Source organism: Sphingosinicella microcystinivorans, assembly GCF_027941835.1.
Taxonomy (GTDB): domain Bacteria; phylum Pseudomonadota; class Alphaproteobacteria; order Sphingomonadales; family Sphingomonadaceae; genus Sphingosinicella.
The window spans coordinates 3,285,736-3,309,590 of the sequence record NZ_CP116005.1; the positions used below are offsets into that span (position 1 = coordinate 3,285,736).

Annotated in this window: 15 protein-coding genes; 9 read left to right on the forward strand and 6 right to left on the reverse strand. The window is 68.2% G+C overall.

The genetic code is table 11. The annotated features are described in order from the left end of the window. Positions 1-8: 8 nt before the first annotated feature. The 3 genes from PE061_RS15790 to PE061_RS15800 all read left to right on the forward strand — a co-directional run bounded on the left by PE061_RS15790 (position 9) and on the right by PE061_RS15800 (position 4,761). Complete coding sequence (locus tag PE061_RS15790) at positions 9-1,220, forward strand: acetyl-CoA C-acetyltransferase (RefSeq protein ID WP_271256191.1); 1,212 nt, start codon at positions 9-11, stop codon at positions 1,218-1,220. A gap of 24 nt (positions 1,221-1,244) precedes the next feature. Further along, positions 1,245-3,428: a 3-hydroxyacyl-CoA dehydrogenase NAD-binding domain-containing protein gene (locus tag PE061_RS15795; RefSeq protein ID WP_271259224.1), complete on the forward strand. Its 2,184-nt coding sequence runs from the start codon at positions 1,245-1,247 to the stop codon at positions 3,426-3,428. Positions 3,429-3,729: 301 nt separating this feature from the next. Beyond that, positions 3,730-4,761: a D-alanyl-D-alanine carboxypeptidase family protein gene (locus tag PE061_RS15800; protein WP_271256192.1), complete on the forward strand. Its 1,032-nt coding sequence runs from the start codon at positions 3,730-3,732 to the stop codon at positions 4,759-4,761. Here the strand turns inward: PE061_RS15800 and cysK are convergent. Then, positions 4,728-5,642, reverse strand: coding sequence for a cysteine synthase A (cysK, locus tag PE061_RS15805; RefSeq protein WP_271256193.1), 915 nt, complete (start codon positions 5,640-5,642; stop codon positions 4,728-4,730). The two genes, PE061_RS15800 and cysK, sit on opposite strands and share 34 nt — an antisense overlap. After that, a complete protein-coding gene (locus PE061_RS15810; RefSeq protein ID WP_271256194.1) occupies positions 5,639-6,934 on the reverse strand; it encodes an MFS transporter in 1,296 nt (431 codons plus the stop codon). The genes cysK and PE061_RS15810 overlap by 4 nt, the downstream gene beginning before the upstream one ends. 132 nt (positions 6,935-7,066) lie before the next feature. On the opposite strand from PE061_RS15810, the gene PE061_RS15815 reads away from it, so the two are divergent. Together PE061_RS15815 and recA are read left to right on the forward strand one after the other, a co-directional pair. Beyond that, positions 7,067-9,547 carry an ATP-binding protein gene (locus PE061_RS15815; RefSeq protein ID WP_271256195.1) on the forward strand — a complete coding sequence of 827 codons (2,481 nt, stop codon included), beginning with the start codon at positions 7,067-7,069 and terminating at the stop codon, positions 9,545-9,547. Positions 9,548-9,680: 133 nt separating this feature from the next. Next, positions 9,681-10,709 carry a recombinase RecA gene (gene recA, locus PE061_RS15820; protein ID WP_420794313.1) on the forward strand — a complete coding sequence of 343 codons (1,029 nt, stop codon included), beginning with the start codon at positions 9,681-9,683 and terminating at the stop codon, positions 10,707-10,709. A gap of 328 nt (positions 10,710-11,037) precedes the next feature. On the opposite strand, the gene PE061_RS15825 is transcribed toward recA, so the two are convergent. Further along, positions 11,038-13,065, reverse strand: coding sequence for an elongation factor G (locus PE061_RS15825; RefSeq protein ID WP_271256197.1), 2,028 nt, complete (start codon positions 13,063-13,065; stop codon positions 11,038-11,040). Between the two features lie 184 nt (positions 13,066-13,249). Between PE061_RS15825 and alaS the strand changes: the two genes are divergently transcribed. Then, on the forward strand, positions 13,250-15,898 hold the full coding sequence (gene alaS, locus PE061_RS15830) for an alanine--tRNA ligase (protein WP_271256198.1): 2,649 nt from the start codon (positions 13,250-13,252) through the stop codon (positions 15,896-15,898). 22 nt (positions 15,899-15,920) lie between these two features. Here the strand turns inward: alaS and PE061_RS15835 are convergent, their stop codons facing one another. Together PE061_RS15835 and PE061_RS15840 are read right to left on the reverse strand one after the other, a co-directional pair. Continuing rightward, on the reverse strand, positions 15,921-17,711 hold the full coding sequence (locus PE061_RS15835) for a cation:proton antiporter (protein WP_271256199.1): 1,791 nt from the start codon (positions 17,709-17,711) through the stop codon (positions 15,921-15,923). A gap of 118 nt (positions 17,712-17,829) precedes the next feature. Beyond that, a complete protein-coding gene (locus PE061_RS15840) occupies positions 17,830-19,050 on the reverse strand; it encodes an NADP-dependent isocitrate dehydrogenase (RefSeq protein WP_271256200.1) in 1,221 nt (406 codons plus the stop codon). A 159-nt stretch (positions 19,051-19,209) separates the two neighbouring features. On the opposite strand from PE061_RS15840, the gene PE061_RS15845 reads away from it, so the two are divergent. From PE061_RS15845 to PE061_RS15855, 3 genes are all read left to right on the forward strand, one after another. Then, positions 19,210-20,028 carry a phosphatidylserine decarboxylase gene (locus tag PE061_RS15845; protein ID WP_271256201.1) on the forward strand — a complete coding sequence of 273 codons (819 nt, stop codon included), beginning with the start codon at positions 19,210-19,212 and terminating at the stop codon, positions 20,026-20,028. After that, positions 20,025-20,882 carry a CDP-alcohol phosphatidyltransferase family protein gene (locus tag PE061_RS15850; protein WP_271256202.1) on the forward strand — a complete coding sequence of 286 codons (858 nt, stop codon included), beginning with the start codon at positions 20,025-20,027 and terminating at the stop codon, positions 20,880-20,882. Before PE061_RS15845 ends, PE061_RS15850 begins: the two co-directional genes overlap by 4 nt. Positions 20,883-21,151: 269 nt before the next feature. Beyond that, complete coding sequence (locus PE061_RS15855; RefSeq protein WP_271256203.1) at positions 21,152-22,792, forward strand: long-chain-fatty-acid--CoA ligase; 1,641 nt, start codon at positions 21,152-21,154, stop codon at positions 22,790-22,792. Here PE061_RS15855 and PE061_RS15860 read toward each other — a convergent pair. Continuing rightward, complete coding sequence (locus PE061_RS15860) at positions 22,789-23,853, reverse strand: PA0069 family radical SAM protein (protein ID WP_271256204.1); 1,065 nt, start codon at positions 23,851-23,853, stop codon at positions 22,789-22,791. The genes PE061_RS15855 and PE061_RS15860 overlap by 4 nt on opposite strands. Positions 23,854-23,855 lie beyond the last annotated feature (2 nt).

The window sequence follows — 23,855 nt, forward strand, 5'->3', positions numbered from 1 at the left end:
AAGACCCAATGGCTGAAGCCTATATCTACGATGCCGTCAGGACGCCGCGTGGGCGCGGCAAGGCGAACGGCAGCCTGCACGAGATCACGCCGATCCAGCTTGCGACGCAGGTGCTGGAGGCGGTGCGCGACCGCAATCCCATCGACACCGCCGACGTCGACGACGTGGTGCTCGGCTGCGTGGCGCCCGTGGGTGAGCAGGGGTCGGACATCGCGCGCGTCGCCGTGCTGAACGCCGACTATGCCGAGACGACGGCGGGCGTGCAGATCAACCGCTTCTGCGCCTCCGGCCTCGAGGCGACCAACATGGCCGCCGCCAAGGTGATGGCGGGCGAGGCCGAGTTCGCCATCGGCGGCGGTGTCGAATCCATGTCGCGCATCCCGATGGGCGCGGACGGCGGCGCGTGGGCGATGGACCCGGCCGTCGCGCGCAAGCTCTACTTCGCGCCGCAGGGCATCGGCGCCGACCTCATCGCCACCAAGTACGGCTTCTCGCGCGACGACGTGGACGCCTACGCGGTGGAAAGCCAGAAGCGCGCGGCGAAGGCATGGACGGAAGGGCGTTTCGCGAAGTCGATCGTGCCGGTGAAGGACGTGATCGGCGAGGTCGTGCTCGACCACGACGAGCACATGCGCCCCGACGCCGACATGCAATCGCTCGGCAGCCTGAAGCCGAGCTTCGCCGACATGGGCGAAACCATGCCCGGCTTCGATGCCGTCGCGCTGCTGAAGTACCCGGAGGTGGAGCGCATCAACCACGTCCACCACGCCGGCAACAGCTCGGGCATCGTGGACGGCGCTGCCGCCGTGCTGCTCGGCAACAGGGAGATCGGCGACAAGTACGGCATGAAGCCGCGGGCGCGCATCCGCGCGATGGCCTCCATCGGGTCCGAGCCGACGATCATGCTGACCGGGCCCGAGTTCGTGACGCGCAAGGTGCTGAAACGCGCAGGCATGGAGGTGTCGGACATCGACCTCTTCGAGCTGAACGAGGCCTTCGCCAGCGTCGTGCTGCGCTACATGCAGGCGCTCGGCGTTCCGCACGACAAGCTCAACGTCAACGGCGGCGCCATCGCCATGGGGCATCCGCTCGGCGCGACCGGCGCCATGATCGTCGGCATCGTGCTCGACGAACTGGAGCGCACGGGCAAGGGCACCGCGCTCGTCAACCTGTGCGTCGGCGCCGGCATGGGCACTGCGGCGATCATCGAGCGCGTCTGAGCGGGCGGAGGGAAAGACATGACCATGGAAACCATCAAGTACGACCTCGACGCCGACGGCATCGCGCTGTTCACCATCGACGTGCCCGGCCAGTCGATGAACGTCATCACCGCCGAGCTGACGCGCGACTTCGATACGATGATCGCGATGATCGAGAAGGACGACGCCATCAAGGGCGCCGTCATCACCAGCGGCAAGCCGAGCGGCTTCATGGCCGGGGCCGATCTCAAGGGCATGGGCGACATCTTCTCGTCGGGCAGTGTCGCCGCGGCCGAGGGGAAATCGAGGATGGCGCGGCTGTTCGACAGCGTGTTCACGCTGAACGGGCTGTTCCGGCGGCTGGAGACGAGCGACAAGCCGGTGGCGGCTGCGGTGAACGGCCTCGCTCTCGGCGGCGGGCTCGAAATCTGCCTTGCCTGCCACTACCGCGTCGTCGCGGACGATCCGAAGCTCCAGCTCGGCCTGCCGGAAGTGCTCGTCGGCCTGTTCCCCGGCGCGGGCGGCACGCAGCGCCTGCCGCGCCTGATGGGGATCCAGGCGGCCTCGATGTACCTGCTGCAAGGCAAGTCCATGTCGCCGCAGGAGGCGCTCGGCTTCGGCGTGGCGAACGAGATCGCGCCCGCGGGCGAGGTGGTTGGACGCGCGAAGGCGTGGGTGAAGGCGAACCCGACCAAGGGCGTGCAGCCGTGGGACCAGAAGGGCTTCAGGTTCCCCGGCGGCGTCGGCCAGTTCAACCCGGCGTTCGTGCAGACGTTCGTCGGCGGCAACGGCATGGTGCTGAAGATGACGAACGGCAACATGAACGCGCCGCGCGCGATCCTCTCGGCGGTCTATGAAGGGTCGCAGGTGCCGATGGACCTCGCGATCCGCATCGAGAGCAAGTATTTCGCCAAGGTCGCAGCTGATCCGCAGGCGGGCAACATGGTCCGCAGCCTGTTCGTCAACAAGCAGGCGGCGGAGAAGGGCGCGCGGCGCCCGAAGGACGTCGTGAAGATGCCGACGAAGAAACTCGGGATGCTCGGCGCGGGCATGATGGGGGCGGGCATCGCGCTCGTCTCTGCGCGCGCGGGTATCGAGGTGGTGCTGCTCGACCGCACCATCGAGGCGGCGGAGAAGGGCAAGAGCTACACGGCCGACAAGCTGAAACGGCTGCCCAAGGAGAAGCTGGACGAGGTCCTCGCGCGCATCCACCCGACGACCGATTTCGCCGACCTCAAGGGCTGCGACTTCATCATCGAGGCGGTGTTCGAGGACCGCGCCATCAAGGCGGAAACGACGCAGAAGACCGAAGCGGTGGTCGGAGCCGACACGATCTTCGGCTCCAACACCTCGACGCTGCCGATCACCGGCCTTGCGAAGGCGTGGTCGAAGCCGGAGAACTTCATCGGCGTGCACTTCTTCTCGCCCGTGGACAAGATGCCGCTCGTCGAGATCATCGTCGGTGAGAAGACCGGGCCGGAAGCCATTGCGAAGGCTCTGGATTACGTCGCGCAGATCCGGAAGACGCCGATCGTCGTCAACGACAGCCGCGGCTTCTACACGTCGCGGTGCTTCGGCACCTACACCGCCGAGGGGTCGGTGATGGTGGGCGAGGGCGTGAACCCCGCGCTCGTCGAGAATATCGGCAGGCAGATGGGTATGCCTGTGGGGCCGCTCGCGGTGTTCGACGAGGTCTCGATCGAGCTTGGCCACAAGGTCATGCTGCAGACGAAGAAGGACCTCGGCGACGCCTACAAGGCGACGGCAGCCGACGACGTCATCGAGAAGATGGTGGCGCTCGGCCGCCTCGGCCGCAAGGCGGGCAAGGGCTATTACGATTATCCCGAAGACGGCAAGAAGGCGCTGTGGGCCGATCTCGGCAAGACGTTCGGCCAGAAGCCGGATGCCGAGCAGCCCGCTCCGCAAGAGGTCAAGACGCGGCTTGCCTATCGCCAGCTCGTCGAATGCGCGCGCTGCTTTGCCGAAGGCGTGCTGGAGACGCCCGAGGACGGCGATCTCGGCGCGATCTTCGGCTGGGGCTTCATGCCGCACACCGGCGGCCCGTTCAGCATGATGGACACGATCGGCCTCGACGAGGTCGTCTGCACGCTCGACCGCCTGACGCAGCAATACGGCGAACGCTTCGCGCCGCCGCAACTGCTGCGCGACATGGCGGCGAAGGGCGAGACCTTCTACGGCAACGCGGCGAAGCTGAAGAAAGCGGCCTGAGCGGAACGACCTGTTTCCTCTTCCCGTCATCCCGGCCTGTGCCGGGATGACGATGGGGGCGGGCGTCGCCATCGGTCTTCCTTCCACCGCAGCGTTCAGCGCTTCTTAAGTTTGAATCCGCACTCTGACGTCAGAGGCGCACGGGATTCGGAACGGCGCGGAATCGACTCAGGTCGTCGCATGTTTCGGTTCCGTTCGCCTTAAAGGCTTTTCAGAATGGCGTACTTGCGCCATTCTGGGACGGTAGTGGAGTTGAGTGGCCTGCGCGGGGGCGCGGGCGGCGGGTGGGAGACTGGCGATCATGCGGCTGCATTTGATCGTTGCGTTGGTTGTTTCCGTTCTTGTCGGGGTGCCGCTCGCGCCCCAGCCGGCCACGGCCGCGAGCCTTGCTTCGGTTTCCAAATATGCGGCGATCCTTGTCGATGCGGAAAGCGGCGAGGTGCTCTACGCGCGCAATCCCGACGAAGCCCGCCACCCGGCCTCGATCACCAAGGTGATGACGCTCTACCTGACGTTCGACGCGCTCGAGCGCAAGGAGCTGAAGCTGACCGACAAGGTCTACTTCTCGGCCAACGCCGCGGCGCAGCCGCCCTCAAAGCTCGGCGTGCCGCGCGGCGGCTGGATCACGGTGGAGCAGGCGATCCGCGCGCTCACCACGAAATCCGCGAATGACGTCGCGGTGGCGCTCGCCGAGCGGCTCGACGGGTCGGAAGTCGTCTTCGCGCGCGCCATGACCGAGAAGGCGAAGGCGCTCGGCATGAACAGTACGGCCTTTTTCAACGCCTCCGGCCTGCCGAACGCCGCGCACCATACGACCGCGCGCGACCTCGCCACGCTTTCGAAAGCGCTGATCCGCGATTTCCCGCAATATTACCCGTTCTTCTCGGAACAGCAGTTCAACTTCCAGGGCACGGTCATGCCCAACCACAACAAGCTGCTCGGCAAGTTCGTCGGCCTCGACGGCATCAAGACCGGCTACACCAACGCCTCCGGCTTCACGCTCGCCGCCTCGGCCGTGCGCGACGGCAGGCGGCTGATCGCGGTGGTGCTCGGCGCGCCGACGTCGGCGGCGCGCAACACCAATATCGAGGCGCTGCTCGCCTCCGGCTTCGACGTGATGAAGAAGCGTCGGCAGGGCGAGTTCCTGACGGTCGCCATGTCGATGAACGAGGTGCCGCAGATGCTGGACTTCCAGCAGGCGGTGACGGAACAGGGCTCATCCGACGACGTCAGCATCTGGCGCAGCGCGATCCGCAGCGACCAGACGCCGACACCCCCGGCGTCACCCCCCGGGGCGGCTCACTCCGGCAAGAAATCCGGCACCGACAAGTAGCGCTCGCCGGTGTCGTAGTTGAAGCCGAGCACGCGGTGCGTCGGGTTCTTCTCAAGGTGCTGGCGGATCGCGGCGAGCGTCGCGCCCGACGAGATGCCGACGAGCGTGCCTTCCTCGCGCGCGGAGCGGCGGGCCATTTCCTTCGCATCGTCCGGCGCGACCTGGATGACGCCGTCGATCACGGCCGTATCCATCACGCCCGGCACGAAGCCCGCGCCGATGCCCTGAATCGGGTGCGGACCCGGCTGGCCGCCCGAGAGCACGGGGGAGAGCGTCGGCTCCACGGCGTAGACCTTGAGGCCCGGCATCTTCGGCTTCAGCACCTTGGCGCAGGCGGTGATATGCCCGCCGGTGCCGACGCCGGTGATGATCGCGTCGAGCCCGTCCGGGAAATCGGCGAGGATTTCCTGCGCCGTCGTCTTCACGTGCACGGCGACGTTGGCCGGGTTCTCGAACTGCTGCGGCATCCACGCGCCGGGGGTGGAGCCGACGATCTCGACGGCGCGCTCGATGGCGCCCTTCATGCCCTTCTCGCGCGGCGTCAGGTCGAAGGTCGCGCCGTAGGCGAGCATCAGCCGGCGGCGCTCCAGCGACATCGATTCCGGCATCACGAGGACGAGGCGGTAGCCCTTCACCGCGGCGACCATCGCAAGGCCGATGCCGGTGTTGCCCGAGGTCGGCTCGACGATGGTGCCGCCCGGCTTCAGCGCGCCGGAGGCTTCCGCGTCCTCGATCATCGCGAGCGCGATGCGGTCCTTGATCGAGCCGCCGGGGTTCGCGCGCTCCGACTTCACCCACACCAATGCATCCGGCCCGAACAGGCGGTTCACCCGGATATGCGGCGTGCCGCCGATCGTTTCCAATATGCTTGATGCCTTCATGTCGGTCTCTCCTTGAGTGCGCCCGGGATGTCAAAAGTATCGGCTCGGCGAAGCTCTGGAAAGCGCCAAGCCCAGAGTGCGGTGACGACGATGGTGCCGATGCCGCCGATCACCACGGCCTCCACCGGCCCGAACCACGCGGCGGTGAGGCCGGAGCGCGCCTCGCCGAGCTCGTTCGAGGCCGAGATGAACAGCATCGACACCGAGGACACGCGGCCGCGCATCGCGTCCGGCGTGTAGATCTGGATCAGCGAGGAGCGCACGTAGACGCTCACCATGTCCGCCGCGCCGAGCACGCCGAGCGCGCCCAGCGACAGCCACAGGTCGCGCGACAGGCCGAACACGACGATGGCGATGCCGAAGACGGCGACGCAGACGAACATCTTGATGCCGACGTGGCGTGCGAGCGGCCGCCGCGACAGCCACAGCGCCACCAACGCGGCGCCCACGGCGGGCGCGGCGCGCAGGTGGCCGAGGCCTTCGGGGCCGACGGCGAGGATGTCGCGCGCATAGACGGGCAGCAGCGCCGTGACGCCGCCGAGCAGCACGGCGAAGAGGTCGAGCGAGATCGCGCCCAGCACCACCTTGTTGTCGCGCACGTAGCGCAGGCCGTTCATCACCGACTCGAACGGGCTCGCCGAGGCTTCCGTTTCCGGGAGCGGCACGCGCGAGATCAGGAACATGGCGACGAGGCTGATCGTCAGCATCGCCGCGGAGACCACGAGCGGCGCGGCGGGGTGCGCCGCGTAGAGATAGCCGCCGAGCGCCGGGCCGCCGATGGCGCCGACCTGCCAGCCGATCGAGTTCCACGCGATCGCGGTCGGCAGCATCCGCACCGGCACGAGGTTGGGCGCGAGCGCCGAGAGGGCGGGCGAGGCGAAGGCGCGCCCGACGCCGAGCAGTGCCGCCACCACGAACAGCGCCGGAATCGTGATGCCGCCTGTAAGTTCCAGCGCGCCGAGCCCCGCCGCGCACAGCATTTCGAGCGCCAGCGCGCCGCGCACGATGTAGCGGCGGTCGATCCGGTCCGCGATGTAGCCGACGACGAGCGACAGCACGAACAGCGGCAGGAACTGGGCGAGGCCGACCATGCCGAGCAGGAACGCCGCCTCGCGCTCTGGCATCGTCTGCCGCGCGATGTCGTAGACCATCCAGCCGATCACGATGACGAGGATCATCTGCGACGTCGTCGAGGCGAGCTTGGTGATCCAGAAATAGCGATAGTCGGGGATCGCGAAGACGGATGTCCGGTCCTCCTCCTCCGTCCGGTCCTCGGCGGCGATGCTGCTCATGCCGGCCCGCTTAGCCCTGCGCGCGCGATCCTGCAAAGCAGAGAAACTTATACCTGCGATTGAAACGCTTGACCGCCGCGCCGCGGCGTCCGTTCCGCGCGAGCGGGCTTGACCGGGCGGCGGCTTGCGCGGATGACCACGGACACGATGTTGACGAGCCCCGACTCCCGGTTCCCGGTCCGCACTGAGGACCTTCCCGACCCCATCGAGTGGCCGCGTCTGCCCGGCGCGCAGCACCACATGGCGATGGTGATCACGGGCGCGGTGCTGCTGGGCCTCGTCTCGACGGTGCTCGTCGGCTGGGCGATGGATTCGTGGGAGATCGCGTCGCTCTACGGCGCGATGATCCTGGCGGCGACGGTGGTCGCCTATTTCTCGGCGCTCGGCAGGGCGCGGCGCGGCGCCGGCGGCATCGACTGGACGATGATGCGGACCGCGCTCGATTCGCGCAGCGACGCGCTCGCCGTCACCGACGCGGAAGGCAAGCTCGTCTGCGCGAACGCCGCCTACGGCACGCGCTGCGACGGCTATCCCTCGCCCTTCGACCTCGCGGGCGAGGACGAGGCCAGCCGCGGCCGCCTTGCCAACATCGCCGAGCAGGCACGGCGCGATGGCAACGGCTTTGCCGAGATCGAGCAGGCCGTCGGCGGCGCGCGGCGCAGGCTGCGGGTTTCGGTGCGGCCCGCCGACACGGCGCGGAGCTACCTCTTGTGGACGCTGAGGCGCGGCACCGCCGAGAAGGCGATGGACGACACGGTCGCGCTGCTGGAAGGCCCGGCGGGCATCTGGCTCGGCGGCGCCGGGCTGATGATCGTGATGGCCGATCCCTCCGGCAGGATCATTGCCGCGAACGGCGCCTTCAAGAACGCGATCACCGGCGGGCCGGGGCGCGTGCCGACGAGCCTCGTCGACATCCTCGAGGCGGACGAGGACGGCGCGCGGCGCATGAAGACCGGCGGCGGCGCGAGCATTCCCGTCCGCCTCATCGAACTGCCGCTCGGCAGCCAGAAGGAACCGGGGACGAACGCCTACGTGTTCCTGATCCTGCGCGAAGGCGGCGCGGCGGAGGCGGCGAAGCCGGTGCCCGACAGCCTGCCGGCGCTGCTTTCGGTGCTGCCGATCGGGCTCGCGCTCGCCGACCGCGACGGCCGCTTCACCTTCATGAACGAGAGCTTCGCGGCGATCGCCGGCGTCGAGGAGGGGAGCGAGGTCCGCTATCCGAGCGACCTCGTCGTCGACGAGGACAAGACGATGGTATCGGACGCCGTGCGCCGCGCCGCCGCCTCCATCGAGCGGGCGCGCGACCTTCGCGTCCACCTGAAGCACAAGCCGGAGGAGCCGGTCGCGCTCACCGTGGGCAAGGCGCCGGGCGCGGGCGGCCCCGCCGTGGTGCTGTCGCTGAAGGACAACCAGGAGCAGCTGAAGCTCGAAAAGCAGATCGCGCAGGCGACGAAGATGCAGGCCGTGGGCCAGCTCGCGGGCGGCGTCGCGCACGACTTCAACAACATCCTCACCGCCGTGATCGGCTACTGCGACCTCATGCTGCTCCGCCACACGCCGGGCGACAGCGACTTCGACGACATCAACCAGATCCGCCAGAACGCGAACCGCGCCGCGAACCTTGTGCGCCAGCTGCTCGCCTTCTCGCGCCAGCAGACGCTGCGGCCGCAGCTGGTCCACGTGTCGGACATCGTCGGCGAACTCAGCCACCTGCTGAAACGCCTGCTTGGCGAGACGGTGACGCTGACCGTGAAGCACGGCCGCAACCTCGCGCCCGTGCGCGCCGACCCCGGCCAGATGGAGCAGGTGATCGTCAACCTCGCGGTGAACGCGCGCGACGCGATGCCCGAAGGCGGCGAGCTCACCATCTCGACCTTCGCGGTTTCGGCGCGCGAGGCGAAGAAGCTCGACCGCGAGGGCATGCCTTCGGCGGAATATGTCGCGATCGCCGTGAAGGACACGGGCACCGGCATCCCGCCCGAAATCCTCGGCAAGATCTTCGAGCCGTTCTTCACCACCAAGGAGGTCGGGCGCGGCACCGGCCTCGGGCTTTCCACCGTGTACGGCATCGTCAAGCAGTCGGGGGGCTACATCTTCGCCGACAGCGTTCGGGGCGGCGGCACCACCTTCACGATCTACCTGCCCGCGCAGGAAGCGCTGCCCGAGGCGGATGCGGCGGCGTCCGGCGAGGACGGCGGCGATCCGTGGGGGCAGGGCAAGATCCTGCTCGTGGAGGACGAGGCGATGGTCCGCGCCGTCGCCGAGCGCGCGCTGACGCGCAAGGGCTACGAGGTGCTGACGGCGGGCCACGGCGAGGAGGCGCTGGAGCTCCTGGAGCAGATGCCCGAGGGCGTCGACCTCCTCATCTCCGACGTGGTGATGCCGACGATGGACGGGCCGACGCTCGTCCAGCACGCCCGCAAGACCTTCCCCGACCTCAAGATCATCTTCATGTCGGGCTATGCCGAGGAGCAGCTGAGGAAGTCGATCGACGTGCCCGACGTGGCGTTCCTCGCCAAGCCGTTCTCGGTGCAGGAGCTTTCCGACAAGGTGCGGCAGGAGATCGCGCGCGGCAAGGCGCGCACGAAGCCGGAACCCGCCGCTGCGGGATAAAGAACGAAAATAGAACAAAAGCGCTTGTGTGCGTGGAACAAACCACGTACACGATCCCGCATTGAAACGGCTTCGTCAGCCCACTAGGAGGAACCGGACAATGGCATCAGCGCTTCGGGTGGTAGAATCAGGCATGGACAAGCAAAAGGCTCTCGACGCGGCTCTGGCGCAGATCGACCGGGCGTTCGGCAAGGGCTCGGCGATGAAGCTCGGCCAGCGCGAGGCGCTGGAGATCGATTCGATCTCGACCGGCTCGCTCGGGCTCGACCTCGCGCTCGGCGTCGGCGGTTTTCCGCGCGGCCGCGTCATCGAGATCTACGGCCCGGAAAGCTCGGGCAAGACCACGCTCGCGCTCCATGCCATCGCCGAGGCGCAGAAGGGCGGCGGCACGGCGGCGTTCATCGACGCCGAGCACGCGCTCGATCCGGTCTACGCCAAGAAGCTCGGCGTCGACGTCGACAACCTCATCGTCTCGCAGCCCGACACGGGCGAGCAGGCGCTGGAGATCACCGACACGCTGGTGCGCTCGAACGCCATCGACATCCTCGTCGTCGACTCGGTCGCCGCGCTGGTGCCGCGGGCGGAGATCGAAGGCGAGATGGGCGACAGCCACGTCGGCCTGCAGGCGCGCCTGATGAGCCAGGCGCTGAGGAAGCTCACCGGCTCGATCAGCCGCTCGCGCTGCATCGTCATCTTCATCAACCAGGTGCGCATGAAGATCGGCGTCATGTACGGCAACCCGGAGACGACGACCGGCGGCAACGCGCTCAAGTTCTACGCGAGCGTCCGTCTCGACATCCGCCGCACCGGCCAGATCAAGGACCGCGACGAGATCGTCGGCAACGCGACGCGCGTGAAGGTGGTGAAGAACAAGGTGGCGCCGCCGTTCAAGCAGGTCGAGTTCGACATCATGTACGGCGAGGGCGTCTCCAAGGTCGGCGAGATTCTCGACCTCGGCGTCAAGATCGGCCTCGTCGAGAAGTCGGGCGCGTGGTTCAGCCACGATTCGACGCGCATCGGGCAGGGCCGCGAGAACGCCAAGCAATTCCTGCGCGACAATCCCGAGATGCGCGACAAGATCGAAAAGGCGATCCGCGACAACGCGGCCGGTATTTCCGAAGCGCTGCTCACCGCGGGTCCCGACACCGACAGCGACGAATAGGCGGCCCTTCCCGGCAGTCCCCGCCGAGGCAGCCTCCCCCGGGGCTGCCTCATTCGTTTCCGGGCGGTACGTGCGGCTGCGGATACGAAGGCTGTGAAAGGCTCATGCGGTCGAAAAAAGAGGACCGGAGCATGAGCGATCATGCCCCGGCCAGGGACGATCCGACGGCCGAGGGAGGGTGGGAGGCCGAAACGGACGAAACCGGGGAGGGAAGTCACCGGTCTTGTCGTTCTTTATTGAGTTTAATTCTCAATATCAATTCATATCTTTCCAAGTCTCGCAACAAAATGGACCTGTCCGTCGCGCCGCCTGCCCGACCGTCGCCCGTTCAGGCCGCGATCGCCTGCTTGACGACGGCGTCCGCAAGCGTGCCGTTGAGTTCGGCGAGGTGATCGAAGCCTGCCGTGAACGTGGCGAGGCCCTGGCTCATCGCGCGGAGTTCCGCGCCGAAGCCGTGCAGTTCGGCCTCCGGCATCAGGGCCTCGACCACGTCCCAGCGCGACCAGCCCTCGCGGGGCGTGATGCCGAGCATCTGGCCCCGGTGGCTGGCGATGCTCGACGTGATGCGCGAGGTGGCGCTGCCCGGCGCCTCGATGGTCACGCGCGCCACGGGTTCGAGCAGGTGCGGGCTGCACGCTGCAAGCGCCTCGCTCATCGCGATCTGCCCCGCCGTGCGGAACGCCAGCTCGGAACTGTCGACCGTGTGGTAGGAACCGTCAGTGAGCGTCACGGCGACGTCGACGACCGGAAAGCCGAGCGGGCCGCGTTCCATCGCATCGCGGATTCCGGCTTCCACCGCGGGTATCCACTGCTTCGGGATGGCGCCGCCGGTGATGCGGTCGTTGAACGCGAAGCCTTCGCCGCGCCCGCGTGGGGCTATCTCGATCACGACGTCGCCGAACTGGCCGTGCCCGCCCGACTGCTTCTTGTGACGCCCGCGCTGCGTCGCGCCGCGCCGGATCGATTCACGATAGGGGATGCGCGGCGGATGCGCGTCCACGGCCACCGAATAGCGCCGTTTCAGACGCGCCAGCACCATGTTCAGATGCTCGTCGCTGAGCCCGCGCAGCAGCATCTCGTGCGTCGCGGCGTCCTGATCCCAGCCGAGGCCCACGTCCTCCTCGACGAGCTTGTGGAGCGCGGTCGAAAGCCGCACGTCGTCCTTGCGGTCCCGCGTCGCGATGGCGAGCGCATGGCCGGGCACGGGCCGCGCGATGTCCGCGCTGCGGGCGCGGCCCGCGGCGGGGACGATGTCGCCCGCTGCGATCGTGTCGACCTTGGCGATCGCCGTCACCGCGCCCGGTGGCACGCTCGCCGTCTTGCCGAGCTTGTCGCCGAGCACGCTGAACAGCGCGCCAGCGCGCACCGGGTTGCCCTCTCGGTCGCGGAGTTCCGCGCCTTCGGCGAGCCCGCCGAACGCGCGCGCATAGACGAGCCGTCCCGCCGCGTTGCCGTGCGCGACCTTGAAGGCGAAGGTGCCGCCGTCCGCGCCGAGCCGCGCCGCCGCGGCGGCGGGCGCGGGCGTTTCGTGCCGCAGCATCTTCAGGAGCCGCCGCACGCCGTGATCGTTCAGCGCCGAGCCGAACAGCAGCGGCACGACGAGGTTCTCGCCGGTTTCGCGCGAAAGGTCGCCGAACACCATCGCCGCGTCCGGCTGCTCGTCCATCAGCAGCTTTTCGAGGAGCGCGTCGTCGTGATCGGCAAGCTGCTCCAGCATGTGGAAGCGCTCCGCGGACTCGCGCTCGGCAAGCTCCGGCGGCAGTTCGATGCGTTCGGACGCCTTGCCGGGCCGGTAGTGGAAGGCGCGTTCGAGCGCGAGATCGACGAAGCCGGTGACGGCCTCGCCCTCGCGTATGGGGATCTGCCGGGCGAGGATCGGCCGCGCGCTCATCGGCTGGAGCGCTTCGAGGAGGTCGCGGATGCGGCCGCGCGCCTGATCGATCTTGTTGACGAAGATCGCGTGCGGGAGCCCGAGCGCCTCGAGCTGGCGCAGCGCCGGTTCGGCGAGCGCGGCGCGCGCGGGGTCGGGGTCGATCACCACCACGGCGAGGTCGGCGCCCGCGACGGCGTAGGCCGCGTCGGGCGCGAACCCTGGCGCGCCGGGGGCGTCCACCAGCCCGAACGCATCGCCGAGATAGTCGAAACGGGCGAGATTGAGCTCGGTCGAGCCGCGCCGCGCCCGCGCCTCGGGCGAGGCGTCGCCGACGCTGGTGCCCGCGTCCACGCTGCCCTGACGCTGGATCGTGCCCGCCGTGAACAACAACGCTTCCGCAAGGCTCGTCTTGCCCGCGCCCGCCGGGCCGACGAGCGCAACCACCCTGACAGGTTTGCCGGTCTCCGTATTCAAAGCCGCCATGTCGCGATCTCCCCATGCTGGTTGATCGCCGCCCGGCGTTCGGCCTCGTGCATTGGGCCGGCACGCGGGCGGCACAACAGTGCAAACGTCTGCCTGTTGCGCGGCGAGCGCAAGGGGAAAGGCACGCGCCGCCTCCGCATTCTGTCGCCTTGAGTAGCGCGCGGTCCTCGACTACATGCTCGCCATGACTTCCACGAACGACATACGCCGCTCATTTCTCGACTTTTTCGGGGGCGAGGGGCATACGCGCGTGCCCTCCGCGCCGCTGGTGCCGCAGAACGACCCGACGCTGATGTTCGTGAACGCGGGCATGGTGCCCTTCAAGAACGTGTTCACCGGCCTCGAGACACGCCCCTACAGCACCGCGGTCTCCAGCCAGAAGTGCGTGCGCGCGGGCGGCAAGCACAACGATCTCGACAATGTCGGCTATACGGCACGGCACCATACGTTCTTCGAAATGCTGGGGAATTTCTCCTTCGGCGATTATTTCAAGGAACGCGCGATCAGCCTCGCGTGGAATCTGATCACCAAGGAATGGGGCATCTCGCCGGACCGGCTGACGGCGACGGTCTATCATACCGACGACGACGCCTATGCGCTCTGGAAGAAGATCGCGGGCCTGCCCGACAGCCGCATCATCCGCATCGCCACCAAGGACAATTTCTGGGCGATGGGCGACAACGGCCCGTGCGGCCCGTGCTCCGAGATCTTCTACGACCACGGCGACCACATCCCCGGCGGGCCTCCGGGCAGCCCGGACGAGGACGGCGACCGCTTCGTCGAGATCTGGAACCTCGTGTTCATGCAGTACGAGCAGGAGGCGGGCGAGATCGTCCGCGACCTGCCGCGCCCGTCGATCGACACCGGCATGGGGCTGGAACGCGTCGCGGCCGTGCTTCAGGGCAAGCACGACAATTTCGAGATCGACCTGTTCCAGGCGCTGATCGGCGAGACCGCCGAGCTGACGAAGACCGATGCGAACGGGCCGATGGCGGCTTCGCAGCGCGTGATCGCGGACCATCTGCGCGCAAGCGGCTTCCTCGTCGCGGACGGCGTGCTGCCGTCGAACGAGGGCAGGGGCTATGTGCTGCGCCGCATCATGCGCCGCGCCATGCGCCACGCCCACCTGCTCGGCGCGAAGGAGCCGCTGATGCACCGGCTGGTGCCGTCGCTCGTCAGCCAGATGGGCGGCGCCTTCCCGGAGCTCCAGCGCGCGCAGCCGCTGATCGAGGAGACGCTGAAACTGGAGGAAACCCGCTTCCGGCAGACGCTGGAAACCGGCCTCCGCCTGCTCGACGAGGCGACGGCGGGCATGGGCAGCGGCGACGTGCTGCCGGGCGAGACGGCGTTCAAGCTCTACGACACCTACGGCTTCCCGCTCGACCTCACCGAGGATGCGCTGAGGCGGCAGGGGCTTTCGGTGGACAAGGCCGGTTTCGACACGGCGATGGCCGCGCAGAAGGCGGCGGCGCGCGCGGCATGGGCGGGCTCCGGCGCGCAGGCCGACGAGGGCGTGTGGTTCGACATTGCCGAACAGTTCGGGGCAACCGAGTTCACCGGCTACACGGGCGACACCGCGCAGGGCGAGGTGATCGCGATTCTGAAGGACGGCGCGCGCGTGGAGAGCGCCGGGGCGGGCGACAGCGTCGTCGTCCTCACCAACCAGACGCCGTTCTACGGCGAATCCGGCGGCCAGACCGGAGACGCCGGAACGATCACTGCACCCAACAGCTTGAAGGCCGTCGTTGAGACGACGTCGAAGCCGCTCGGCAAGCTCCATGCCCACCACGCGCGCATCGCCGAGGGCCGCGTCAGCGTCGGCGACGTCGTGCAGCTCGACGTCGATGCCGCGCGCCGCGACCGCATCCGCGCCAACCATTCGGCGACGCACCTGCTGCACGCGGCGCTTCGCAGGCGCCTCGGCGCACACGTCACGCAGAAAGGCTCGCTCGTCGCCGAAGACCGCTTCCGTTTCGACTTCAGCCACCCGAAGGCGCTCACGCCGGAGGAGATCGCACGCGTCGAGGCCGACGTGAACGCGCAGGTGCGCGGCAACGCGGCGGTGAACACGCGCCTGATGAGCCATGCCGATGCGATCGAGGCGGGCGCGATGGCGCTGTTCGGCGAGAAGTACGGCGACGAGGTGCGCGTGCTCTCGATGGGCCGCGACGCGGAAGCCGACTACTCGGTGGAGCTGTGCGGCGGCACACACGTCCGCGCGCTCGGCGACATCGGCCTGTTCAAGATCATCGGCGAAAGCGCCGTGTCCTCGGGCGTGCGCCGCATCGAGGCGCTGACCGGCGAGGCGGCGCGCCTCTACCTGCAAGGACAGGAGGACCGGCTGCGCGATGCCGCCGCGACGCTGAAAGTGGCGCCCGCCGAGCTTCCGGCGCGCGTGCAGGCGCTCGTCGAGGAACGCCGCCGCCTGGAACGCGAGCTTGCCGACGCGAAGAAGGCGCTGGCGCTCGGTGGCGGTGCGGGCGCGGCTCCGGCGGCGGAAGCCGAGGAGGTGGCGGGCACGAAATTCGTGGCGCGCGTCGCCGACGGGCTCGACCCCAGGGACCTGCGCGGCGCGGTCGACGAGGCGAAGAAGCAGGTCGGCTCGGGCGTCGCCGCGATCGTGGCGGTGAACGAGGGCCGCGCCAGCATCGCCGTCGGCGTCACCGACGACCTGACGGCACGCTTCAACGCGGTCTCGCTCGTGCAGGCGGGCGTCGCGGCGCTCGGCGGCAAGGGCGGCGGCGGGCGCCCCGACATGGCGCAGGGCGGCGGACCCGAGGGCGCGAAGGCGGCGGACGCCATCGCCGCCGTGAAGGGCGCGCTCGCGGCGTAGAGCCGATAGGACGCACAAGATCCTACTCCGCCACTTCCTCGCCCCGGCGCAGCCGTGACGCGGCCTTCAGCGGCTCGCGCAGCAGGTCCGGCACCATCGCCTTGATCTTGTTGCGCTTGATCTCGCGCATCTCGTGGATCGAGGCGATCACGAGGCCCATCGGGCGGCCGATGTCGACCAGCACCGCCTCGGCGAGCTGGAGCGAGGACTCGAGCGTTTCCGGAACCGCATCGGTCGCGCCCGCCTTGTAGAGCTGGGCGGCGTGCTCGGCATCCCGCGCGCGGGCGATGATGCAGAGGTCGGGGTAGGCGGTGCGCACGGCGCGGGTGGTCGCGATGATCTGCACCGGATCGTCCATCGTGAGCACGATGGAGCGCGCGCTGGCGAGCCCGAGGTGGTCGAGGAGGCCCGGCTTCGCCACGTCGCCGTAGACGATCTCGTGGCCGCGCTCGCGCCCGTATTCGACCATGTCGATGTCGGCATCGACGACCACGAACGGCTGCTCGTGACGCGCGAGCATGTCGGCGACCAGCTGGCCGACCCGGCCGTAGCCCGCGATGATCGTGCGGCCCGCGCCTCCCGCGGTGTCGCGAACGATCTCGGGCGGCACGGGCTCGACGCGCCGCGCCGTGTCGCTGCCGATACGCGCGAGCAGCGGCGTCGCGGTGAGGCCGACGGCGGTGACGATCTGCCAGAAGGCGGCGGTGTCGGCGTCGATCACGCGCGCCTGAAGCGCCGCGGCGAGGACGATCAGCGTCGTTTCCGAAGGCGAGGCCATCAGCAGGCCGATATTCGCGGCGAGCCCGCGCGGGGCGCCCCAGAGGCGGAGCAGGCCGCCCGTGACAAGCGCCTTCACCAGCACGACGCCGACGATGGCGATGGCGAGCAGCATCCAGTGGCGCGCGATGATCTCGAAGTCGATGCTCATGCCGATGGTCATGAGGAAGATGCCGAGCGCGAGGTTCTTGAACGGCTCGATGGTGACGTCCACCTGCATCCGGTATTCGGTCTCGGCGATGGCGAGGCCCGCGACGAGCGCGCCGACGATGGGCGACAGGCCCGCCGCGCTGGTGGCGAGGCTCGCCGCCATCACGACGACGAGCGCGACGGCGAGGAACAGCTCGGGGCTCTTGGTGCGCGCCGCCTGCCGCAGCAGGCGGGGCAGCAGGAACTTGCCGAGGACGAGGATGACGGCGACCACGAACCCGCCGAGCACCACGGTTTTCAGGAGGTTGCCGGGATCGTCGCTGCCGGGAAGCGGGCTGATGACGCCGAGCACGAAGATGATCGGCACGATCGCCAGATCCTCGAACAGCAGCATCGAGAAAGCGGGCTTGCCGATCGCGCTCTTCGTGCCCGTCATCGGCAGCACCAGCGCGGTCGACGACAGTGCGAGCGCGAAGCCGAGCGTCAGCGCCACGGTCATGCCCATCGGCGTGAACTCGTAGAGCAGCAGGCCGATCACCGTGCCGGAGATGGCAAGCTCGGCGGGGCCGAGCAGGAACACGAGCCGGCGCAGGTCCCACAGCCTTCGGAACGACAGCTCGAGCCCGATCGAGAACAGCAGCAGGATGATGCCGAACTCGGCGAACGGCTCGATGATGTCGCGGCTGCTGATCGAAACGTAGTTCACCCACGGCGCGATGCCGGTGAACCGCCCGAGCCCGGACGGCCCGAGCAGCAGCCCCACGATGATGAAGCCGATGACCGGGCTGACGCGCAGCCGGTGGAACGCGGGTATGACGAGGCCGGTCGCGCCGAGGATGACGAGCGCGTCGCGAAAGGCTGGCGAAAAGAGCGGATCTGCGGCCACGGCGGCACCCTAGCGAGGCGGCCGCCGCGGCGTCATCAGAAAAGCGCGTAAGGCGTTAAAGCATCGTGCGAAAAAGTGGGAACCGGTTTTTCGGAGGACCGATGCGACAACAGGAAATCTAGAATTCCTTGCTCATCGCGGCTTCGAGGTTGACGACGATCGCCTCGAAGAACTGCTCGGTCGTCATCCATGCCTGATCGGGACCGATGAGGAGCGCGAGGTCCTTGGTCATCTGGCCCGTCTCGACCGTCTCGACGCAGACGCGCTCGAGAAGCTCGCCGAAACGCGTCACCTGCGGCGTGTTGTCGAGCTTGCCGCGGTGCTTGAGGCCGCCCGTCCACGCGAAGATCGAGGCGATCGGGTTCGTCGAGGTCGCCTTGCCCTGCTGGTGCATCCGGTAGTGGCGGGTAACGGTGCCGTGCGCGGCCTCGGCCTCCACGGTCTTGCCGTCCGGCGTCATCAGCACCGAGGTCATCAGGCCGAGCGAGCCGAAGCCCTGCGCGACGGTATCCGACTGCACGTCGCCGTCGTAGTTCTTGCAGGCCCAGACGAACTTGCCGCTCCACTTCAGCGCCGAGGCGACCATGTCGTCGATCAGGCGGTGCTCGTAGACGATGCCGAGCTTGTCGAACTGCGCCTTGAACTCCGCGTCGAACACTTCCTGGAAGATGTCCTTGAAGCGGCCGTCATAGGCCTTGAGGATGGTGTTCTTGGTGGAAAGATACACGGGCCACTGGCGCGCGAGGCCGTAGTTGAGCGAGGCGCGCGCGAAATCGCGGATCGAATCGTCGAGGTTGTACATGCCCATCGCGACGCCCGCCGTGGGGAAGTCGAACACCTCGTGCTCGATGACGTCGCCGTTCTCGCCCGTCCACTTGATGGTGAGCTTGCCCGCACCCGGCACGCGGAAGTCGGTGGCCTTGTACTGGTCGCCGAAGGCGTGGCGGCCGATGACGATGGGATCGGTCCAGCCCGGCACGAGGCGCGGCACGGACTTGATGACGATCGGCTCGCGGAACACGACGCCGCCCAGGATGTTGCGGATCGTGCCGTTCGGCGACTTCCACATCTTCTTGAGGCCGAATTCCTCGACGCGCGCCTCATCCGGCGTGATCGTCGCGCACTTCACGCCGACGCCGTATTCCTTGATGGCGTTCGCGGACTGCACCGTCACCTTGTCGTCGGTGGCGTCGCGGTTCTCGATGCCGAGGTCGTAGTACTTGAGGTCGACGTCGAGGTAGGGAAGGATCAGGCGCTCGCGGATCCATTGCCAGATGATCCGCGTCATCTCATCGCCGTCGATCTCGACGATGGGGTTCTCCACCTTGATCTTCGCCATCTATACCTCTTGGTCGTGTATGGATTTTTACTCGCGCACGCTCTTGGCGGAAACGACGGCCAAGATCAACAGGCGCGGGGGCGGCAAAGGCGCGCTCTGCCCTCTTTCTCGCAAGCTGCGCGTTGTCATCGCCCGCACGCAGGGGCTAAAGATACGCGCATGAACGACACAACACCCCCCGAGCCGCCAGTGACGCCGCCCGAGACGCCGCCCGAAGCGACCACTGTCCCGACGCCCGCGCCGGCTGCGCCCGTGCCTGCCGAAGCGGCGGCGACCTACAAGTTTCCGCCATCGATTCACCCGGACGGCAACAAGTTCGTGGTTCTTGCGGCGATCCTGACCGGGTTCTTCTGGTTCGTCATCGACTGGGACATCCTCGGCTGGATCTCGGCGGGGCTCACCATCTGGACGTTCGCCTTCTTCCGCGATCCGGCGCGCGTCACGCCCGAGGGGGCGGGGCTCGTCGTCTCGCCCGCCGACGGGCTCGTGTCGCAGATCATGGAGGTTCCTGCGCCGCGCGAGATCGCCGGCAGCGAACGCGGCATCGGCGAGGGAACCTTCACGCGCGTCTCGATTTTCATGAGCGTGTTCGATGTCCATGTGAACCGCTCCCCGATCGCGGGCACGATCCGCGACATCGTCTATGTGCCCGGCAAGTTCCTGAACGCCGAGCTGGACAAGGCGAGCGAGGACAACGAGCGGCAGTATTTCGTCGTTGAAGGCGCGGACGGGCGCCGCATCGGCTTCACGCAGATCGCCGGCCTCGTCGCGCGGCGGATCATCAAGTTCGTGAACCCCGGCGAGAGCGTGTCGGCGGGCCAGCGCGTCGGTCTCATCCGCTTCGGCAGCCGCGTCGACGTATACCTGCCCGCGGGCACCGTTCCCGCCGTCGCGGTCGGCCAGCGCGCCGTCGCCGGTGAAACCGTGATCGGCCGCCCCGGCGCCTTCGGCGAACGGCTGCGCGGCATTCGGCAGTGAAGGTCGACCACGAGCCGCCGCGCAGGCTGAAACGGGTCATCCCGATTCGGGTGCTGATCCCGAACGCGATCACCGTCGCCGCGCTCTGCGCCGGGCTCACCTCTGTACGCCTCGCCATCGCCGGAGACTTCGACCGCGCGATCCTCGCGATCGTCGTGGCGGGCGTCCTCGACGGCATCGACGGCCGTGTCGCGCGGCTGCTGAAGGGTGCGAGCCGCTTCGGCGCCGAACTCGATTCGCTGTCCGACGTCACCGCCTTCGGCGTCGCGCCCGCGCTCGTCATCTACCTGTGGACGCTGGAGCAGCTTCCCGGCGCGGGCTGGATCGTCGCGCTCGCCCATGCCGTGTGCTGCGCGCTCCGTCTGGCGCGCTTCAACGCCAACCTCGACGTCACCGACCAGCCGCACAAGCAGCACGGCTTCCTCACGGGCATTCCCGCGCCGGTGGGGGCGGGGCTGACGCTGAGCCCGATGTTCCTCTACTACTGGCTGGAGCCGACCCGCTTCGCGCACTACTCGGAGGTCGGCACCGCGGCGACCGCCGTCGTCGTCGGCACGGTCGCGTTCCTGATGGTCTCGAACCTGCCGACCTACTCGTGGAAATCGGTGCGCATCCGCCCCGAATACCGGATCATGGCGCTCGTCGGCGTGGCGCTGTTCGCGGGCGCGCTGCTTTCCGCGCCGTACATGACGCTCTCGCTGATCTCGGTAGTCTACGCCGCCACGATCCCGATGGCGATCCTCTCGTACCGCAAGGTCAGGCGGCAAGCGGCAGCGGCTGCCATTCCCGATGCCGCAGCGGAGCCGGACACGGACGCGGCAGCGGCTCGACAGCCGTCACCAGACGCTCGGTAATCACGGCCTCGATCTCGCCGCGAAGCGCCCGCGCAATGGCGGCGCGCGCGTCCGCGAACATCCAGGCGACGATGGCAAGGCTCACGAAAAACAACAGGCTTGAAAGCGCGGCAGAGAGCATGAAGGCCATGTTTGAACCCCTTTTGTTCTTCTCATGTTCGCTTGTTCCATATTTGTTCCAGCCTTGTCAAGAGCCCGCGAGGCCCGCACCGGATTGATCGGCAGCGGGGGTGCGGCTAGCCTCCGGGCGCTCTTTGGGAGGAGTCATCATGTTAGGCGGAATGCAGGACTGGCCGCTGCTGGTCTGGAAACTCATCGACCATGCGGCGCTCAATCACGGCTCGCGCGAGATCGTCACGGCGCTGGTGGAAGGCGGCGAAGCGCGCTCGAACTGGCGGGAGGTGCGCGGACGCTCGCTGAAGATCGCGCAGGCGCTGAGCCGCCTCGGCATCCGGATCGGCGACCGCGCGGCGACGCTCGCGTGGAACACGCAGCGCCACGTCGAATGCTGGTACGGCATCTCGGGCATGGGCGCGGTCGCGCACACGGTGAACCCGCGCCTGTTCGAGGAACAGATCGTCTACATCATCAACCACGCCGCCGACCGCGTGCTGTTCTTCGACCTCAGCTTCGTGCCGCTCGTCGAGCGCATCGCGCCGAAGCTCAACTCGGTCGAGCACTACGTGCTGATGACCGGGCGCGAGCATCTGCCCGAGACGAGCATCCCGGGCCTCCTCGCCTACGAGGACCTGATCGCGGCAAGCGACGGCGACTTCGAATGGGCGAACGTGGACGAACTCACGCCCGCCGGGCTCTGCTACACCTCGGGGACGACCGGCAATCCCAAGGGCGTGCTCTACACGCACCGTTCCAACGTGCTGCACACGCTCGGCGCAAGCTCGGCGGATGCGCTCGGCCTCACCTCGGCGACGTCGATCCTGCCGGTGGTGCCGATGTACCATGCGAACGCGTGGGGCGTGCCCTACGCCGCCGCCGCGGCGGGCGCGAAGCTGGTGTTGGGCGGTGCGCATTTCGATGCGCCGACGCTGCACGGCCTCATCCTGCGCGAGAAGGTGACGCTCACCGCCGCCGTGCCCACCGTGTGGCTGGCGATGCTCCAGCACCTCGAAAAGACCGGCGAGGGGCTCGGCGAGCTGAAGCGCGTCGTCATCGGCGGCTCGGCCGTGCCGCGCTCGATGATCGTCGACTTCAAGCAGAAGTACGACGTCACCGTCTGTCACGCGTGGGGCATGACCGAGATGTCGCCGCTCGGCACGCTCGGCTCGCTGTCCGCCGAGGCGCTCGAAAAGCCGCAGGAAGAGCAGTTCGACATCCAGACCAAGCAGGGCCGCTCGATCTTCGGCGTCGAGATGAAGATCGTCGACGACGACGGCAACGAGATGCCGCGCGACGGCAAGGCGTTCGGCCACCTGATGGTGCGGGGCCCGTGGATCGTGCGCGAATATTATGCAGGCGATGGCGGCCATGTGCTCGACGCCGACGGCTGGTTCGACACGGGCGACGTCGCCACGATCGACCCCTCCGGATACATGCAGATCACCGACCGCGCCAAGGACGTCATCAAGTCCGGCGGCGAATGGATCAGCTCGATCGAACTGGAGAACGAGGCCGTCGGCCACGCCGCCGTCGCCGAGGCGGCGGTGATCGGCCTGCCGCACCCGAAATGGGACGAGCGGCCGCTGCTGATCATCGTGCCCAAGGCGGGCGCGAAGCCGACCAAGCAGGACCTGCTCGACCATCTCGAAGGCCGCGTCGCCAAGTGGTGGATGCCGAACGACGTCGTCTTCGTGGACGAAATCCCCCACACGGCGACGGGCAAGATCCAGAAGCTGACGCTGCGCCAGCAGTTCAAGGACTATCGGTTCCCGGACGCGGAGGCGGCCGCCTAGAACAAGGAAAGCTGCTGCCCGCGCGGGCTGAACAGGTCGGTGCGGAGCGGAACGTCGCGGCGGGTGAGGCCGAAGCGGCGGCACCCGGCCTGAAAGCGGGCGCGGATCGTTGCGGCATAGGCGCCCTGCGGCCTGAAGCGCATGTGGAAGCTGCCCTCGTTGTCCTTGCCGCCGCGCATCTCGCGGATATGCGCCATCACGCGCGCGGCGCGGTCCGGCATGTTCGCGTCCAGCCATGCGCGGAAGATCGGCGAGACCTCGTGCGGCAGGCGGATGAGGATCATCGAGGCCATGTCCGCGCCCGCCTTCGCAGCAGCTTGGAGGATCGCCTCGATCTCGTGATCGTTGATCGCCGGGATGAGCGGCGCCAGCGACACGGAGACGGGCACGCGTGCCTCGGCGAGCGCCTTCACCGCCGCGATGCGCCGGTGCGGGGCCGTCGCGCGGGGCTCCAGCGTCTTCGCGGTCTCGGGGTCGAGCGTGGTGACGGACACCATCACCGCGGCGAGCCCGCGCGCCGCCATCGGGGCGAGGATGTCGATGTCGCGCACCACGCGCGCGGACTTGGTGGTGATCATCACCGGGTGGTTGGTCTCGGACAGGATTTCGAGGATTTTCCGCGTGGTACGGTATTTCCCTTCCACGGGCTGGTAGGGGTCCGTGTTGGTGCCGAGCGCCATCGGGCGGCATTGGTAGCGCGGCTTTTCCAGTTCTTTCCGAAGGAGTTCAGGGATGTTCCTCTTCACCGTCAGCCTGCGCTCGAAGTCGAGGCCCGGCGACAGGCCGAGATAGGCGTGCGTCGGCCGAGCGAAGCAATAGACGCAGCCGTGCTCGCAGCCGCGATAGGCGTTGATCGAGCGGTCGAAGGGCAGGTCGGGCGAGGTGTTGCGCGTGATCGCGGTGCGCGGGTTTTCGTAGCTGATCTCGGTGCGGAGCGGCGGCAGGTCGTCTTCGGCAAGCGAATCCAGCCAGTCGCCGTCCGCTTCGCGCGCGAGGTCGTCGAAGCGGGTGCTGATGGCGTTGATGGTGGCGCCGCGCGCGGCGTTGACGCGTCTCGACATTG